Origin of the sequence: Gordonia polyisoprenivorans (assembly GCF_017654315.1) — a bacterium.
GTDB lineage: Bacteria > Actinomycetota > Actinomycetes > Mycobacteriales > Mycobacteriaceae > Gordonia > Gordonia polyisoprenivorans_A.
Map to the genome: position 1 here is coordinate 1,217,561 of NZ_CP072203.1, position 16,628 is coordinate 1,234,188.

The 16,628-nt window shown below is 70.2% G+C and carries 10 protein-coding genes; 7 read left to right on the top strand and 3 right to left on the bottom strand.

Features of this window, described 5'->3' with window-relative positions:
- Positions 1-142 precede the first annotated feature (142 nt).
- Positions 143-3,388, bottom strand: coding sequence for an IniB N-terminal domain-containing protein (locus J6U32_RS05555; protein ID WP_208793906.1), 3,246 nt, complete (start codon positions 3,386-3,388; stop codon positions 143-145).
- 281 nt (positions 3,389-3,669) lie between these two features.
- Between J6U32_RS05555 and J6U32_RS05560 the strand changes: the two genes are divergently transcribed.
- The 3 genes from J6U32_RS05560 (at position 3,670) to J6U32_RS05570 (ending at position 8,601) form a co-directional block, all read left to right on the top strand.
- Positions 3,670-5,496, top strand: a complete 1,827-nt coding sequence (locus J6U32_RS05560) for an Hsp70 family protein (protein WP_208793907.1) — start codon at positions 3,670-3,672, stop codon at positions 5,494-5,496.
- Positions 5,487-7,922 (top strand): helix-turn-helix domain-containing protein, encoded by a 2,436-nt coding sequence (locus J6U32_RS05565; RefSeq protein ID WP_208793908.1) that lies wholly within the window; start codon positions 5,487-5,489, stop codon positions 7,920-7,922. Before J6U32_RS05560 ends, J6U32_RS05565 begins: the two co-directional genes overlap by 10 nt.
- Before the next feature lie 70 nt (positions 7,923-7,992).
- The gene (locus J6U32_RS05570) at positions 7,993-8,601 is read left to right on the top strand and encodes a TetR/AcrR family transcriptional regulator (protein WP_208793909.1); all 609 of its coding nucleotides are present in this window, start codon (positions 7,993-7,995) and stop codon (positions 8,599-8,601) included.
- 72 nt (positions 8,602-8,673) lie between these two features.
- Here J6U32_RS05570 and J6U32_RS05575 read toward each other — a convergent pair whose 3' ends face one another.
- Complete coding sequence (locus J6U32_RS05575; protein WP_208793910.1) at positions 8,674-9,561, bottom strand: MaoC family dehydratase; 888 nt, start codon at positions 9,559-9,561, stop codon at positions 8,674-8,676.
- Positions 9,561-10,928 (bottom strand): 3-oxoacyl-ACP reductase, encoded by a 1,368-nt coding sequence (locus J6U32_RS05580; protein WP_208793911.1) that lies wholly within the window; start codon positions 10,926-10,928, stop codon positions 9,561-9,563. Before J6U32_RS05580 ends, J6U32_RS05575 begins: the two co-directional genes overlap by 1 nt.
- Before the next feature lie 132 nt (positions 10,929-11,060).
- Here J6U32_RS05580 and J6U32_RS05585 point away from each other — a divergent pair, with 132 nt between their 5' ends.
- The 4 genes from J6U32_RS05585 to J6U32_RS05600 all read left to right on the top strand — a co-directional run bounded on the left by J6U32_RS05585 (position 11,061) and on the right by J6U32_RS05600 (position 16,610).
- The gene (locus J6U32_RS05585) at positions 11,061-12,356 is read left to right on the top strand and encodes an acetyl-CoA C-acetyltransferase (RefSeq protein ID WP_208793912.1); all 1,296 of its coding nucleotides are present in this window, start codon (positions 11,061-11,063) and stop codon (positions 12,354-12,356) included.
- Between the two features lie 233 nt (positions 12,357-12,589).
- Positions 12,590-14,284, top strand: coding sequence for a VanW family protein (locus J6U32_RS05590; protein WP_432276983.1), 1,695 nt, complete (start codon positions 12,590-12,592; stop codon positions 14,282-14,284).
- Between the two features lie 84 nt (positions 14,285-14,368).
- Positions 14,369-14,980, top strand: coding sequence for a GntR family transcriptional regulator (locus tag J6U32_RS05595; RefSeq protein WP_208793913.1), 612 nt, complete (start codon positions 14,369-14,371; stop codon positions 14,978-14,980).
- A 148-nt stretch (positions 14,981-15,128) separates the two neighbouring features.
- Positions 15,129-16,610 carry an MFS transporter gene (locus J6U32_RS05600; RefSeq protein WP_244332635.1) on the top strand — a complete coding sequence of 494 codons (1,482 nt, stop codon included), beginning with the start codon at positions 15,129-15,131 and terminating at the stop codon, positions 16,608-16,610.
- Positions 16,611-16,628: the final 18 nt, after the last annotated feature.

The following is a 16,628-nucleotide window of genomic DNA, read 5'->3' on the forward strand; positions in this document are numbered from 1 at the left end:
CCTTTCCCTGCCCGCGGCTCCGGTCACGCGGGCAGGGAAAGGGCAGGGGGGATGTGGTCGGTGATCCCCGAGGAGATCACCGACCACCATCTCCTCGGCGGCGCGAGCCGTGAGGCCACGCGCGCGACGGTGGACGTCGTCGTCAGCCGCCGAGAAGTCCTTCGTGGCCCCCGATGCCGTGTCCGGCATCGGGATGCGGGGTCGTGGACTCGGTGCCGGAATCGGCGCCGGTCAGGCCACCCCCGAGGCCGCTCTCGAGTCCTCCGGACAGGCCCGAGGTGAGATCGCCGGTCGCGTGGGTGGTGGCGTCGAGGGTGTGGCCGAGCGGGTTGTCCGCGGCCGCGGAACCCGTTGTGCCGGAATCGGTTGCGCCGGTACCCAAAGCGCCGGCCGTCAGACCGGACGAGCCCGGGTCGGAAGTGCCCGGATCGGTGGTGCCCGGTCCCAGGCCGATACCGTTCGCGCCGACCTGGGCGATCGATCCGAGTGCGCCGTGGCCGCTTTCGGTGACGGTGCCCTCGGTGGTCGTCGTGTTCTGCAGGCCGGAGAGTGCGGTACCGGCCAGGCCGTGACCGTCGATCGAACCGCCGGCGTCACCGCCGGTCAGCCCACCGAGGTGCGAGCCGATCTCGCCAACGAGCCCGCCGGCGGCCGCGCCGCCCCCACCGAGGCCCAGACCACCGGTCAGATCATTGCCGACGTGGGTGAGCCCGGTGCCCAGATCGGTGCCGGTGCCGATGCCCGACTCGCCGGTACCCGCGCCGGTGAGTCCGGCGCCGCCGAGCGCGCCGAGGCTGCCGTCCAACGCCCCGTCCACCGTTGCGCCGAGGTGGTGGCCCGCGTCGGACGTGCCCGTCAGTCCCAGTCCGAGGTCGGGCGTGTGGTTGAGATCGGTCGAGAGCCCCAGACCGCCGGTGAGGTCCGAGCCGGCGCCGGCGAGGCCGTCGGCGATCGCCGCGGTCTGCAGGGCTGCGCCACCGCCGGCGGAGATCACACCACTGCCGACGATGCCGTTCTGGCCGAGTGTCAGGGCGGGCTGCGCGACGGCGACGAGGTCGGCGTCGACGATCCGGTCGATGCCGCCGCCGGCTTCGAGTGTCGAGGTGAGGCCCGCGGTGATCGACCCGGCCTGGCCGGTGTCGAGGTTCAAGGCGCCGCCGAGCGCCGAGGTCAAAGAGGTGCCGAGATCGGCGCCGTCGACGAGCGAGCCGGCGACGGCGCCGCCGAGGTCACCACCGAGGGCCGAACCGAGGACGGCCCCGAACGATCCGCCGAGCGCGGAGCCGATCTCGCCGCCACCGCCGAGTGCGGAGGACAGCGCGCCGGACAGCTCGCCGGTCGTCGCGGTGAGCGCCGCGGAGTCGAGGCCCCCGATCAGTCCACCGCCGATCAGTCCACCACCGGCGAGTTGACCACCGAGTGCTGTGTCGAGGGCGCCCCCGAGTTGCCCGATCAGTGCCCCGTCGACGCCCAGAGCGGTACCCAGGTCGGCCGCGAGGACCTGCCCCAATGTGGCTTGCGTTGCGCCGCTGAGGCTTCCGTCGATGCCGGTGGCCGCGGCGAGCATCCCGCCGAGCGACCCGCCGAGCGCGGCGGCGAGGTCGCCGCCGAGTCCGCCGACGGCGCCGAGTTCGGTCGCCAGCCCCCCGGCGAGGCCACCGTCGAGCAACGCCGACAGTTGCGCGCCGCCCACCCCGGCGGTGTCGAGCACGCCGGCCAGCGCGCCGCCGAGATCGAGAGCGGTGGAGGCGCCGAGCGCCGAGCCGATCGTGGCGCCGAGGGTCGAGTTCAGGGTGGCGCCGAGCGCGGTGTCGAGGCCCGCGCCGGTGGCGAGCAGGCCGCTCACGGTGCCGTTGGCGTCGATTCCGCCGGCGAGCGCGGCACCCAACGCGGCACCGAGGTCGCCGGCGACGGCACCGCCTGCGCCCAGGGTCGAGGCCAGGCTTGCTCCGAGAGCGGCGCCCAGGTCGGTGTGTGCGTCGAGGGCCGTCGCGAGTCCTCCGGACAGGGCCGTGGAGATGCCGCCGGAAAGGGCGGAGTCGAGTGCGGCCGTCAGTCCGGCGCCGCCCGCGCCACCGATCCCGAGTGCCGCGGTCAGTGCCGCCGACATCGCGGTACCGGCCCCGGCGCCCGCGGTCAACGCGATGCCACCGGCAGCGGCTGCACTGCCGGCCAGCGCGGCGCCCAGCGCACCGCCGAGCCCGGCGGCCACCGAACCGCCGGCGGCCAGACCGGTCGCGAGTGCACCCGACAGGGTGGTGGTCAGCTCGCCGGCGAGGGAGGCGACGGCGCCGGCGTCGAGAAGCCCGGTCAGTTCGGCACCGACCCCACCTGCCGCGGCGAATGTGCCGGTCAGTGCGGTGCCCAGCGCGGCCGACGCGCCTGCACCGAGGTCCAGGACACCCGAGAGACTCGCACCGAGCGCGGTGGCGGCGTCCAGGCCTGCGGTCAGTCCGGCCGCGAAGTCGGCTCCGAGGGCTCCGCCCGCGCCGAGCGCGGCACCGAGGGTGGCGCCCAGCGACGCGGCGAACGCTCCGGCGATCTGGCCACCCGCGGTCAGCCCGGCCGACAGTACGGCGCCGAGTTCGGCACTTCCTGCTCCCACGAGACCGGCACCGACGGACAGCACCGCGGTGAGCGAGGACGACAGTTGGGCGGCGAGCTCGCCGCCGAAGCCCAGCGCACCGATCAGCGTCGTTGCCAGGTGGCCGCCGATCTCGGCTCCGCTGCCGAGTGCACCCCCGACCAGGGCGTCACCGCCGAGCAGCAGGTCGAATGCGCCGCCGAGCGCGGCACCCAGTTGGCCGGCGACCGCGCCGCCCGCGCCGACGCCTGCGGCCAGGGTCGCCGCGAGTCCGACCGCGAGTTGTCCGGCGAGGTCCAGCTCGGCGAAGGCGATGCCGCCGAGATCGATTGCGGTCAAGGCGAATCCGGAGAGATCGGCGCCGCCGACCCCGATGCCGCCGAGGACGCTGCCGAAGTCGATGGAGCCGAGAGAGAATCCGCCGACGTTCACACCGCCCAGCCCGAGACCACCCAGCCCGACACCACCCAGCGCTGCGCCGCCGAGGCCCAGTCCGCCCAGTGCTGCGCCGCCGAGACCGAGTCCGCCCAATGCCCCGCCGCCGATGCCCAGCCCGCCGAGCGCCCCGCCGCCCACAGCGCCGCCTGCACCCACAGCGCCGCCTGCACCGGCGATGGCGCCGAGCGCGCCACCGGTGCCGCCGCCGGCGACCAACGGTGCCGCCGCGGCCACCTCGGCCGGGCTGACCCCACTGAGTCCGGCCGCGGCGAGCACGGTCTGCGGCGATCGGCAATACCCCTCAAGGGCTTCGTCGTCGCGCAACAGCCCCAGGATGAAGTCGAGAACGGCATTGTTGCTGCTCATGGGAAGTCTCCTCAAATGACATGCGGTGGATGACGACCACGCTATGGCGACCGCCGGGCCGGCACATCGGGGAAAAATCCCCCCTTGCCCGGCCACCCCCTGACACGCCCGGCGAGGGGGTGTTTCCCCTACGGCCCATGCGCCGGGTGACCAATGCGGGGAAAATCCCCCATCTTTGCCCTGTCGGCTAACGACACGCCGGGCTGTCGCGACATGATGAGCAGTGTGACCTGCGGGTCACCCGGCGCGTCCACGCCGGTTGAGGAGACTGAGGAGAGACGATGACCGTCGACATCCGGCATGACGCGACACCCGAGCCGGCCGGGGGTGTGGGCGATCATGAGGCGGCGACCGCGTTGGCGATCGGCATCAAGATCGGCACCGACCTCTCGATCGCGGTCGGTGCGTACGCCGACGGCTGGGCGGGTACCGTCACCCGTCCGACGGTCGAGCTCGCCGGACGTGACGACTTCTTGCATCGCATCGGCGATCCGGTCGGTCTCGTCGACGCCGCAGGGGATCCGGTGTTCGCCGAGGCGCTCTACGCGCAGGCCGTCCATCGGCTGCTCACCGAGATACTAGATGCCACCGGCGCGGACCCCCAGACCGTGCATGTGACGTTCGCGGTCCCCGACGGGTGGTCTCCGGCGGTGATCGCCGACGTCGGCCGCGCGGTGCAGGCGGCCACCGGGCTCACCGCGGACCGCTGCGACTGGACGAGTGCGGCGGTGACCGCGGTGACCGCCGCCGAACACAGCACGGGGGCCTTCGCCGACGGTGATCCCGTCGTCGTCTACGACTTCGGTGCGTCCGCCACCACGGTGACGGTGCTCGCCGCCGGTACCGATCCGACACCGTTGACGCGCCCGCTGACCTCGACGCTGGTGAGCGGCCGCGACATCGACCGGCTACTGCTCGATCACACCCTGGAGGCCACCGGGCTCGGCCACACGTTGGGCGCCTCCGTCGACAATCCCTCGATCCTCGCCGACCTCACCGAACTCCGCGGGCGCTGCCGCACCGCGAAGGAGCGGCTGTCGACGGATACCGGTACCGCCGTGGACATCTCGGTCGGAGAGCATCGCACGCAGGCCCGGCTCGTGCGGGAGGACGTCGACGAGCTGGTGCGTGGGCCGGTGCTGGAATCGGTGAGCCTCGTGCGCGACGCGCTCGCCGCCGCGGGCGTCGATCCGCGTCGGGTGGCGGCGATCGTCGCGGTCGGCGGCGGCTCGTCGGTCCCCATCGTCTCCGAACTGCTCGAATCTGCACTGCACATCCCGGTGATCCTCGACCCCGATCCGTCGGGCGCCGCCGCGGTGGGCGCGGCGTTGATCTCCGCAGACCGTCTTGCTGCGGACCGTCTTGCCGCTGCCGGTGGCCCCGACGACGCCACCGCGCTGCTTGCCGCGGCCGCGCCCCTGCCCGCACCCGCCCCGATCCACGCCGTCGAACCGGCACCGGTCTCCGAAAGTGCTCCGGCGCAACGCCTCTCCAATCGCAAGCGCGGTGTTCTGGTTGCGCTCGGTGTGGCGGTCATCGCGGTGTTCACTGCCGCCGGATTGTCGGTGGGTACCGGACTCGTCGGCTCGACCAAGCCGGCGACACCCGCGCCGGCCGAGGGTGCGGTGCCCAGCGGAGCACACGGGGCATCGACCCCCGCGCGATCGACGGCGGCGTCCGCCGCGGCCGGTGGCCCGACGACGTCGAGGTCGGGCGGTGCCGCCGCGACGACGGGAACCGCCGGGCGCACTGCCACCACCGGAGCGCCCACCTCGACGGCCGCCGGTGCCCCGGCCGCCTCGAGCGGCGCGCAGCCCGGTCAACCGGCCGCGTCCACCGCGGCACCGCAGCCGTCGACCTCCAACGGGGGTACCGACAACGGTGGCGCGACAAACGGGGGCACGGGCAGCGGTAGCGGCACCGGGAACACCGACACCGGCGGCACCGACGACGGCTCTGGCGGTGGTACGTCGTCCGGCGGCTCCGGCTCCGGCAACAGTGGCTCGGGTGGCGGAATCGGTGGCGCGGTGCGCCAGTTGCCCGGCGACGTCCTCGGTGGCGTCGGTCAGATCACCTGTGGTCTCGTCGGACTTCCGGCGTGCCCGTGAGCGAGGGCCTCGCGGCCCCCGCCGTGGCGCCTCTGCCCGCCGATGATTCCGATCCCTGGGCGCTCCGCGTCGTCGACGAACTCGGCCACCACGATTGCGGTCTCGATCTCGCCGTTCTGGTCGGTCCGCCCGGCAGCGGCCGGTCGCGGGCGCTGACGAGCCTCGCCGAACGCCTGCGTGCCGCCGGTGCGCGGGTCGTCGTCGGCATCCCACGGGATGCGCAGACGCCCGACACCCACGGTCGCCGGCCCGTCGTGGTCGCCGACGACGTCCATGCCTGGCCCGTCGCGAGCATCGCCCGGTTGCGTTCGGCGCTCGACGACGGTCACCTCGCCGTGCTCGCCGCGACCGAGAACAGGTTGCGCGACACCATGATCACCGGTCTCATCCAACGGTCCCGTCCGGGTGGCGGAGTTCGCGTGTGCACTCCGGTGTCGACCGCGTGGGTGCTCGATCGGGCCCTGCTGCGGCGCGTCGACCTCGATCCGACGCAGGCCTCCCACATCCGACGCACGTGCGCGGGTGCACCGGGCCTCATCGACGAGATCCTCGTGACGCTGGCATCCGAGTTCGGTGCGGCACATCCGGATTCGCCTCCGCTCAATCCCGTCGAGAGGGCGGCGGTGCTCGCACGGAAGGCGTACCGGCGGCGCCTGGAGCATCTCGATGACGCCGTGCTCGGCGCCCTCGCCGTCGCCGTCGAGGGCAACGGGCTCGACACCTCGGTGGTCGCCGAGGCCCTCGACATCGACGAGCAGAGCGCGATCACCGCGGTCGACCGGGCTCGGGGCAGTGGTCTGCTCCTGAGCTCCGACACCCTGGTGCCGACCGCTCGGGGACCGCTGGTGGAGACCCTGGGTCCGGGGCGTGTTGCGCAGGTACGGCGCGCGAGCGTGGTGCGCCGCATGGGAGTCGGCTCGATCTCGCCGGGTGATGCGATGGCCGCAGCGGAACTGGGTATTCGTGAGCCCCGGGTGAGTGCGGCGCTGCTCGAGGCGGCGGCCCGGGCGTCGGCGTCGGAGGCGGAGGTGCTCCTGACCGCGGCCGCGGGCGCCGGTGGTGATGCGTCCGAGATCGCCATGCGCCGAGCACATCTGGCGCTGGCCGCCGGTGACGTCCACCGTGCATCACGGATCGTCGACGAGATCATCGGAGCCGCAACGAGTCCTGCGGCCACACACGTCGCCCCGACCATTCTGGCGGCGCGGATCGCGCTCGCCGCCGGCCGGCCGTCGCACGCCGCCGACCTCATTCGCTGGCTGGGCCCTAAGTATGCTGCGACGCAACCGATCACGGCGGTCCGCGCCTTGCTCGACGTCGGGGATCGCGACGCCGCCGCCCACTACCTGACCGACACCGGTGCGGCGCCGACGGCCGCGCGCACGGCGCAACGTGACGCGCTGCGAGCCCTGTTCGGTGAGCCGATCAGCGGCCCTACGCTCGACGGACTGCTGCGGGCGCTGCCGATGCTGACCGATCGTGACGACATCGCGTGGCCCGCGCTGATGCTCGCCGTGCAATCCGGGGATGTCCTCGCCGCCCGGGTGGTGGCCGACGAGGTCTTCGACGCCGACCGCCGTGATCTCGCCCTGCGGTGGATTGCGCTGCTGCTCGATCCGCACACCGCGGCGGGCGCGCCGACGCTTACGCCGGTCACGCCCACGCCCGCCGATCGGGTGCGTGCGGAGGTCGCCGCGCTCGGCCCGCTGCCGACTCCCGGCGGCTGCGGACAGGTACTGCGTGCGGCGGCTGCCGTCGAGTTCGGGCTCGCCGACACCCTCACCCTCGGCGAGTTGTGGCTGTCACTCGCCGCAGCGGGCGAACAGGCGCGCGTACGGGGTCAGGTCGCCGCATTCGACGAGGTCGTCGCCGGAATCGGAACCATGAGCGGTTGGGCGGTGACGTGGAACTGGTACGCGATCCGCGCGTGCGCCGCCGCCGGTGACCGGACGGGCACCGAGGACCGGCTCGCCCGGCTCGAGACGGCGCTGTCGGCGAATCCCGGCGACGAGCGCACCGCGACCCTGGCGGCGGCCGCGCGTGTCGTGCACGATCTGGCCTTCGCCGCAACACCGATCGACGATCCGCGGGTGGTGCAGGCCCGCACCGGACTGGTCGCCATCGGCGCACCGACGGACGCCGCCCGTCTGTGCGCCGACACCGCCGCACCCGACCTGCCGAGCCCGCGTCCGACGAGCGCCGAAGCGCCATCCCCGCAGCTCACACCCCCATCGGGGCCGTTGACCGATCGTGAGGCGCAGGTCGCCCACGAGCTTCTCGCCGGCTGCACGTACGCCGAGATCGGCGCTCGGTTGTTCATCTCGGCGAAGACCGTCGAGCATCACGTCGCCCGTATTCGCCGGCGCTTCGGGGGTGGGTCTCGATCGGAGGTCCTCGCCGCGTTGCGGGCGGCTGGTTACCGCTGAATCTTACTGAACGGTAAGATGATCTGATCCCTGCCGCGCGGCGGGGGTGTGGCGAGTGTGAGGAGCCATCATGGTCGGCGGGACCAAACGACTGCCCCGCGCGGTGCGCGAGCAGCAGATGCTCGACGCCGCGGTCTCGGTGTTCGCCGAGAACGGCTTCCGGGACACGTCCATGGATTCGATCGCAGCCCAGGCGAAGATTAGCAAACCGATGCTCTACCTGTACTACGGGTCCAAGGAAGAGCTGTTCAGCGCATGTATCGCCCGCGAAGGCGGCCGATTCATCGACGCGATGGCGGTCGGTTTCGATCCCAAACTCCGCCAGAGCGAGCAGGCCCGCACAGTGGTGCGGGAATTCCTCCGGTACGTCGACGAGAACCGCGAGTCCTGGCGGGTGCTCTACCGCGTGGCCGTCGGCTCGGCCGCCTTCGCCGACACCGTCAGCACCAGCCGTCGCCACATCGTCGACATGGTGTCGGATCTGATCCGTCGCGGCACCACGGTCGAGGGGGCGCTCGACATCGATTTCGAGCTCACCGCGATCGCCCTCGTCGGCGCCGGTGAGGCCGTCGCCGACCGCATGAGCGAGGGCGACGTCGACCTCGAGACCGCCACCGATCTGCTGGTCGGCATCACCTGGCGCGGCCTGAAGGGCGTCGGAATCCACACCCCCTCCTGAGACGAATCACCGGTACGAACGCAGAACTCCCGCCCGGCACTGCCGGGCGGGAGTTCTGGTATCCGTGGTGCCTCAGTTGGTGCGGGTGGTCGCCGTCAGATGCGGATACCCCTTGCGCCGGTTCAGAATCGAGATATCGAAGCTCCCGGCGCCGTCTAATCTATGCGTGTAGACGTTCACCTTGGCCGGCAACAGAATCGGCTTACCCCACCGCACCGTGTAGGTGACGGCGTCGGGCAGTTGCGCCTCGACATTGGCGACAGCCGCTGCCGCACTCCACATCCCGTGCGCGATGGCCTTCGGGAAGCCGAACGCCTTGGCGGTGAGATCGCCCATGTGGATCGGATTGCGATCCCCCGAGGCCGCCGCGTATTCGCGGATCTTCGCCAGATCCACTGCGAGCACCGCATCCGGAGGCGGTGGCGCCTGATCCCGAGGAGCCGGCCCGCGCGGTTCGTCGGAGAGGCTGGTGCGTTGCTGCTTGAGGAACGTCGCCACCTGCCGGGTCACCAGCTCGGTGCCGACGCTGATCTCCGAGACCATGTCGACGAGCATGCCCTTGCGGTGTTCACGCAGATTCTCGGCGTGATTCTCGATGGTCAGCGGCTCGTCGATCCCGATCGGACGCAGTCGCGTGATCGTGTTCTCCAGATGCACCGAACCGACTGCGCCGAAAGGGAAGTCGCCGTCGGTCATGATCTTCATGGCCAGCGGGAACTGCAGCACGAACGGGTAGGTGATCGGCAACGTCGGGCCGAACTGCTGTCCGGTCGCCCGGGTGTAGGCCAGCAGCCGATCCGGATCGATACGGATGTTCTCGAGCCGGTAGCGCCGGTCCGGGATGGTCGCGTCGGCGCGAATCCGGCCGGGCTTGCCGATCACCGGGAGCATCGCGGTGACCGCCTTGGAGTAGACGTCGGCGGTGCTCGGCGGCGACGAGAGGGTGATGGTCTTGCTCATCACGCCCCCAGGAATCCCTGGCCGCAGACCCGGACCACGTTGCCGGTGATGGCGTTGGAGGCCGGATTGGCAAAGTAGGCAACGGTTTCGGCGACGTCGACGGTCTGCCCGCCCTGCTGCAGCGAACTCATCAGGCGGCCGGCCTCGCGGGTGGCCAGCGGGATCGCGGCGGTCATCTTGGTCTCGATGAAACCGGGGGCGACGGCGTTGATCGTGATGCCCTTTTCGGCGAGCAGCGGGGCATAGGTGTCGACGAGACCGATCACGCCGGCCTTGGAGGCGCCGTAGTTGGTCTGGCCGCGGTTACCCGCGATACCCGCGATCGACGACACGTCGATCACCGCGCCGCCGGGCTTCAACGCGTTCTTCTGCACGAGCGCGTTGACCAGTTGCTGCGGCGCGATCAGGTTGACCGAGATCACCGAATTCCAGCGCGCCGCATCCATGTTCGCGAGCAACTTGTCGCGGGTGATGCCGGCGTTGTTGACGATGATGTCGATGCCGCCGTGGCGGGTGAGCGCGTGCTCGGCGAGCTTCTCGCCGGCGTCGGGTGCGCTGACGTCGAGCGGCAGCGAGGTGCCGCCGACCTTGTTGGCGGTCTCGGCGAGGGCCTCACCGGCAGCCGGGATGTCGGCGCAGATCACGTGGGCGCCGTCGCGGGCCAACACCTCAGCGATCGTCGCACCGATACCGCGGGCGGCACCGGTCACCACGGCCACCTTGCCCTCGAGCGGCTTGTCCCAGCTCGCGGGAGCGGTGGCATCGTCGGCGCCGACCCGGATCACCTGGGCGTCGACGAAGGCCGACTTCGCCGACAGCACGAAGCGCAGCGTCGACTCCAGACCGGTGAGCCCGGTCTTGGCGTCGGGGGAGACGTAGACGAGTTGCACGGTCGAACCCTTGAGGAGTTCCTTGCCGAGCGAGCGGGTGAATCCCTCGAGGGCCCGCTGGGCGATGTGCTCGTCGGGATCGGTGACGAGTTCGGGGGTGGTGCCGAGCACGACGAAGCGTGCACACGCCGCGGTCGAGCGCATGATCGGCTGGAAGAACTCGAAGAGCTGCTCGAGCTCGGCGGGGGAGGTGATCCCGGTGGCGTCGAAGACCAGACCGCCGTACTTGTCGGCGCTGCGGCCGGTGGTGGCGTTCTCGATCAGCGTGTAGTCGGGACCCGAGAGGAGCTCACGCAACGGCTCGACGAGACGGCCGGACCCGCCGAGCAACACCGGTCCCGGCAGCGGCGGCTCGGAGGCCTTGTAGCGCCGCAGGGGCGGCGGGACGGGCAGTCCGGCCTGCTTGGCGATGAACGCACCCGGCCCGGAGTGCACGAAACTCGAGTACAGGCCTGCGGTCGTGGAGTTGGCAGCCACGTGAATCTCCTCTGAATTGTTCTCACGCTCGGTGTGATCGAGGACGCTGCTGGGGGGAGCGCCGTTCGACATCTAACTTACTCTGGAGTAAGAATACGTTAAAGGTACCAATCGACACCTGGGAGATCTCTCGTGGCCAACACACCCAAGACCCGCACCGAGCGCCCGGTTGCGATCCTCGGCGGCAACCGCATTCCGTTCGCGCGGCAGGACAAGGCATATGCCAAGGTCAGCAACCAAGACATGTTCACCGCGGCCCTCGACGGCCTCGTCAGTCGCTACAGCCTCCAGGGCGAACGCCTCGGCATGGTGGCCGGCGGCGCGGTGTTGAAGCTGTCGCGTGATTTCAATCTCATCCGCGAGTCCGTGCTGGGATCGGCGCTCTCGCCCTACACCCCGGCCTTCGACATCCAGCAGGCGTGCGGCACCGGCCTGCAGGCGATCACCGCCGTCGCCGACGGCATCGCACGCGGTCGCTACGACGTCGCGGTCGGCGGCGGCGTCGACACCACCTCCGACGCACCCATCGGTGTCTCCGAGGGCTTCCGTCGTGGCCTGCTCGAGGTGAACCGGGCCCGCAGCACCCAGGATCAGGTCCTCGGACTCCTCAAGGCGCTGCCCAAGCTCGGCATCGAGATCCCGCGCAACGGCGAGCCCCGCACCGGGATGTCGATGGGCGAGCACGCGGCGATCACCGCCAAGGAGTTCGGCATCAAGCGCGCCGACCAGGACGCTCTCGCCGCGGCCAGCCACCAGAAGATGGCCGCCGCCTACGACGCCGGTTTCTTCGACGACCTGGTCACCCCGTTCCTCGGCCTGACCCGTGATCAGAACCTGCGCGGCGACTCGAGTGCCGAGAAGCTCGCCAAGCTCAAGCCGGTCTTCGGGGTGTCGCTGGGCGACGCCACGATGACCGCGGGCAATTCGACGCCGCTGACCGACGGTGCGTCGACCGTGCTGCTCGCCAGCGATGAGTGGGCGCAGGAGAAGGGCATTCCGGTGCTGGCGTACTTTGTCGACTCCGAGTCCGCGGCGGTCGACTACGTCAACGGCCCCGACGGCCTGCTGATGGCCCCGACCTACGCCGTCCCGCGACTGCTCGAGCGCAACGGCCTCACCTTGCAGGACTTCGACTTCTACGAGATCCACGAGGCCTTCGCCTCGGTGGTGCTCGCGACGCTGCAGGCGTGGGAGTCCGAGGAGTACTGCAAGGAGCGGCTGGGCCTGGACAAGGCGCTCGGCGCGATCGACCGCAGCAAGCTCAACGTCAACGGCTCGTCGCTGGCTGCGGGACACCCCTTCGCCGCGACCGGCGGACGCATCGTGGCCCAGGCGGCCAAGCAGATCAAGGAGAACGGCGGCGGTCGCGCGCTGATCTCGATCTGCGCCGCGGGCGGCCAGGGCGTCACCGCGATCATCGAAGGCTGAGTGAGATTCTTCGCCGCACGATTCGTCCGATCAATGGACACCCCGTGTTGTAACGAAGGCGAAAGTCCCGTAGATATACGGGGTAGCTTCGGTTGAGCTGTCAGACCCCCGACCCGACAGCTCAACCGGAGCGCCTCTCACAGAGGGCCTGATCAGCGTGTAATCGCCGGTCAGGCCCTCGATTGCGTTATGGGGAGAAGCCATCGGAGTCGCATTGGCCGGATTTGTTCGGTATGAGTGACAGCGTGAGTTCAGCGCGGCGACGTCGATGGCGGGTGGGCGCACGAATCACCACGGGTGTGATCTCCGTCATACTTCTGACGTTGTCCATGGATCTCCTGGTCACCTCGGGGCACACCGCCCGCGGAGCGGTCACCGCAGGCCGCGACGTCGGCAACCTGTCCCCGGTTCGCCTGGACCACCGGCTCGACGAGGTGACACAGCAGGCCGGTGAGCCCGTGCGGTTGCGCACCGAGTCGGGCTCGGCCACCGTCGACGCCGCAGCGTTGGGCGTGGCATTCGACGCCGATGCCACCGCGACGGCGCTGCAACGTCAGCCGCGCAGTCCGCTCACCCGATTCCTGGCCCTCTTCGGCCGCACACACGACGTCGCGCCGGTGGTCCGTGTCGACGCCGCGCGCTTCGACGAGGCGATCGCCGGTCTCCATCGCGATCTGGAACGGTCGGCGGTGGACGGTGGGGTGCACTACGACGGGGCCCGCCCGGTCGCCGATCTGCCCGCCGCCGGTCGGCGCGTCGACCGTGACGCGGCGCGCGCGGTGCTGGCCCGCGAGTGGCTCGACGGTGATGTCGTGGAGCTGCCGATGGAACCGTTCGCGCCGACCGTGAGTGCCGAGGTGGTGCGGGCGACCGTCGCGGGTCCGGCGGCGCGTGCGGTGTCCGACGACGTCGAGATCACCGGTCGCGGAGGCGTTCGGGTGAGTCTGTCACCCAGGCAGATCGGCGCCATCCTCACCTTCGTTCCGGACGGGCGGGGCGGGCTCGTCGCGCACGTCGACCGCGAACGCGGTCGTGCGGCGCTGGCCGCGCTCCGCGACTCCGAGACCCGGCCCGCCGATGCGAGATTCTCGCTGGCGACGGGCCGCCCGCGCGTCGTGCCGGCCCGCGACGGTGCACACGTCGACTGGGACAAGACCTTCGCCGCACTCGAACGCGCCGTCGTCGGCGCCGGGCGACGCACCGCCGCAGCCGTCTACCGGACGGTGCCGCCCGCGCTGTCCACCGAGAAGGCCCGTTCGCTCGGGGTCACCGAGGTGATCGGTGAGTACACCACCGGCGGTTTCTCGTCGGCGTCCGGCGAGAACATCCGGCTGGTGGCGGCCGAGGTCGACGGCGCGCTGATCCTGCCGGGCAAGAACTTCTCCCTCAACACCCACACCGGGCCGCGGGGCACCGCGCAGGGCTACGTCAGCTCGACGATCATCGATCACGGCCGCGCGTCGAACGCGGTGGGCGGCGGTATCTCCCAGTTCGCCACCACGCTCTACAACGCCGCCTACTTCGCCGGACTCGCCGACGTCGACCACACCGAACACGCCTACTACATCTCGCGGTACCCCGAAGCGCGGGAGGCGACGGTGTTCGAGGGCGCCATCGACCTCGTCATCGGCAACACCTCGCGCCACGGCGTCCTGATCGAGACCACGTGGAGTCCGTCGTCGGTGACGGTTCGGCTGTGGGGCACGAGAAGTGTCGAGGTCCAGTCGATCACCGGTGAGCGCTACGCCTACACCGCGCCGGAGGTGCGGCGGGTGCCGCGCGGGCCCGACTGCATCGCGAGTCGCGGCAGCCGCGGATTCACCACCAGCGACACCCGGGTCATCACCGATGCCCGCAGCGGCGCACTGATCAGCCGGCACACGCGGACCGTGCGCTACGCGCCCGAGCCGACCGTGCGGTGCATCTGACGCCGACAGCGCTCTTCTCACCGCCGACAGCGCTCTGCAGTTCGCCGACGGCGCTCCACATGTCCTCGCCCTAAACTGCAGTGCGTGGATGTGGCCCAGAGAACCGACGATCGTTCCCCCAAAGACCTGATCGCCGAGACGCTGCGCGAGGAAATCCTCGGCGGCGACCTCCCTGCGGGGCAGCGCCTGATCGAAGAATCAATCGCCAAACGTTTCGGTGTCTCGCGGGTGCCGGTTCGAGAAGCGCTGGCGCAGCTGGAGTCCGAGGGCTTTGTACTCACGGTGCGGTATCGCGGAGCCACGGTCGCCCAGGCGCCCCGTACCGACGGTCTCGGGCTGCTCCAGGTGCGCCGGGGGCTCGAGGTGCTCGCGGCACAGTTGGCCGCCGAGCGGCGCGGCGGCGTGAGCGTCGACGAACTGGCCGCGGTCGCGCGCTCGGAACGACCCGTACGCGCCGGTGACGGACCCTCCTTTCACGAACTGGTCGTGACCGGTGCCGGCAACTCGCAGCTCGCAACGATGCTTGCCGATGTCAATCGCCGTGTGGCGTGGGCACTCGGCGACGATCGACACGGAGCGACTCTCGATCACATGGCCATTGCACACGCGATCGTCAGTGGTGCAGTGGTTCAGGCCGGATTCTTGATGGAGGAACACCTCCGGAAGGACGAGGAACGGTTCGTAGATCAAGAGTGAGAGTTTCGTATACGAACATGGGTAGAGGATTCACTAAGTAACGCAATTGACGCGGTAGTTCACCGGTATGCAACACTGTTTGTATACAACTTTAGGGGTCGCGGTGCTGCGGCAATCCACTTCCACCTCTCACCTGGAGCACACGCTCATGTCCACCACCTCACCTTCGGCCGCGCCGAAAGACGTCTCCTCCACACCCGAGCCCACCCCGTCCGCAGGCGATTCCCCGCAGAACGGTCGCGATGCCGTGGCGACGGGATCGCTCGCCGCAGCCCTGGACCGTATCGGATTCTCCCGCGCCCAGGGCTGGGTGATCGTTCTGCTGATGGCTGGGCTGTTCTTCGACAGTCTCGAACAGAACTCCACCGGTTCCATGGGCCCCCTGATCAAGGACGCGCTGGGGATCGGCAACGCCCAACTCACCGCGATCAACACAGCGACCGTGATCGGAGGGCTCGTCGGACGACTGATCGGCGGTTACGCCGCCGATCGGTGGGGCCGGCGGTTCGCACTCAGTTTCAACCTGCTGATCTACACGCTCGGGGGACTGATCAGCGCGGTGGCCGTCAACTACGAGATGCTGCTCTGCAGCCGGTTCATCGTCGGTGTCGGATTGGGTGGTGAGTTCACCGTCGGTCTCGCGTTGCTCGCGGAGGTCGTGGCCACCCGCTATCGCGGGTCGGTGCTGGCGAGTCTGAACATCTCTTCCGGGGGAATCGGCAACATCGCCTCCTTCGGCTTCTTCGCGCTGGTCCTCGGACCGCTCGGCGGACTCCTCGGTGGCGACGCGCACTCCTGGCGCTGGACCTACGTCATTCTCGCGGTGCCCGCATTGCTGGTCGTCGCGTTCCGTCGCTACCTTCCGGAGTCGCCACGCTTCCTGGTGGACAAGGGACGCGTCGACGAAGCCAACGAGAGCCTGAACCGTCTTGGTGGGAAACGGCTTTCGGATCTTCGTCGCAAGGGCTCGCCGACCTCGTTCGTGGCCACCACCGACATCCCGGTGGTGGCGCAACGGGTGTCGATCGTGGAGGTCTTTCGCGGCAGCAACCTCCGCCGTACCGCGGCCATCGGGACGGCGTCGTGGATGTCTTTCGGAGCGCAGGTCACGCTGCTGTTCCTGATGCCGATCCTGTTGGTGTCACGCGGATACTCGCTGACCGACTCGCTCGTGTTCACCATGATCATGAACATCGGCAGTCTTGTCGGTGCCTGCGCCGCAGCAGTTCTCGCGGGGCGGGTACCGCGGAGGATCACCGTCATGTCGGCGGCCACGCTCGGCTGCGCCTCGGCGATTTGTTTCGCCGCCTTCGCCGATTCGGTGGCCACCATCCTCATCCTCGGCGCGGTGTTCCAGTTCTTCACGATGCTGCTCAACACCATGCTCTCGGTGTGGGCGCCGGAGCTCTTCCCGACCTCGGTGCGGGCGATGGGCGCCTCGGTGGTCAACGGCATCGGCAATGTGGCGGGTGCGGTCATGCCGTTCGCCGCGCTGTACTTCTTCGGCCTCGCCGGCGTTGCCGGCGTCTTCCTGATGATCGCCGCGATGTACGCACTCCTGGTTGTCGCCGCCCGATTCGGCCCCGAGACCTTCGGGCGGTCCCTGGAAGAGATCCACGCCGAGTCCTAGATCAAACCCTTTCCGCAC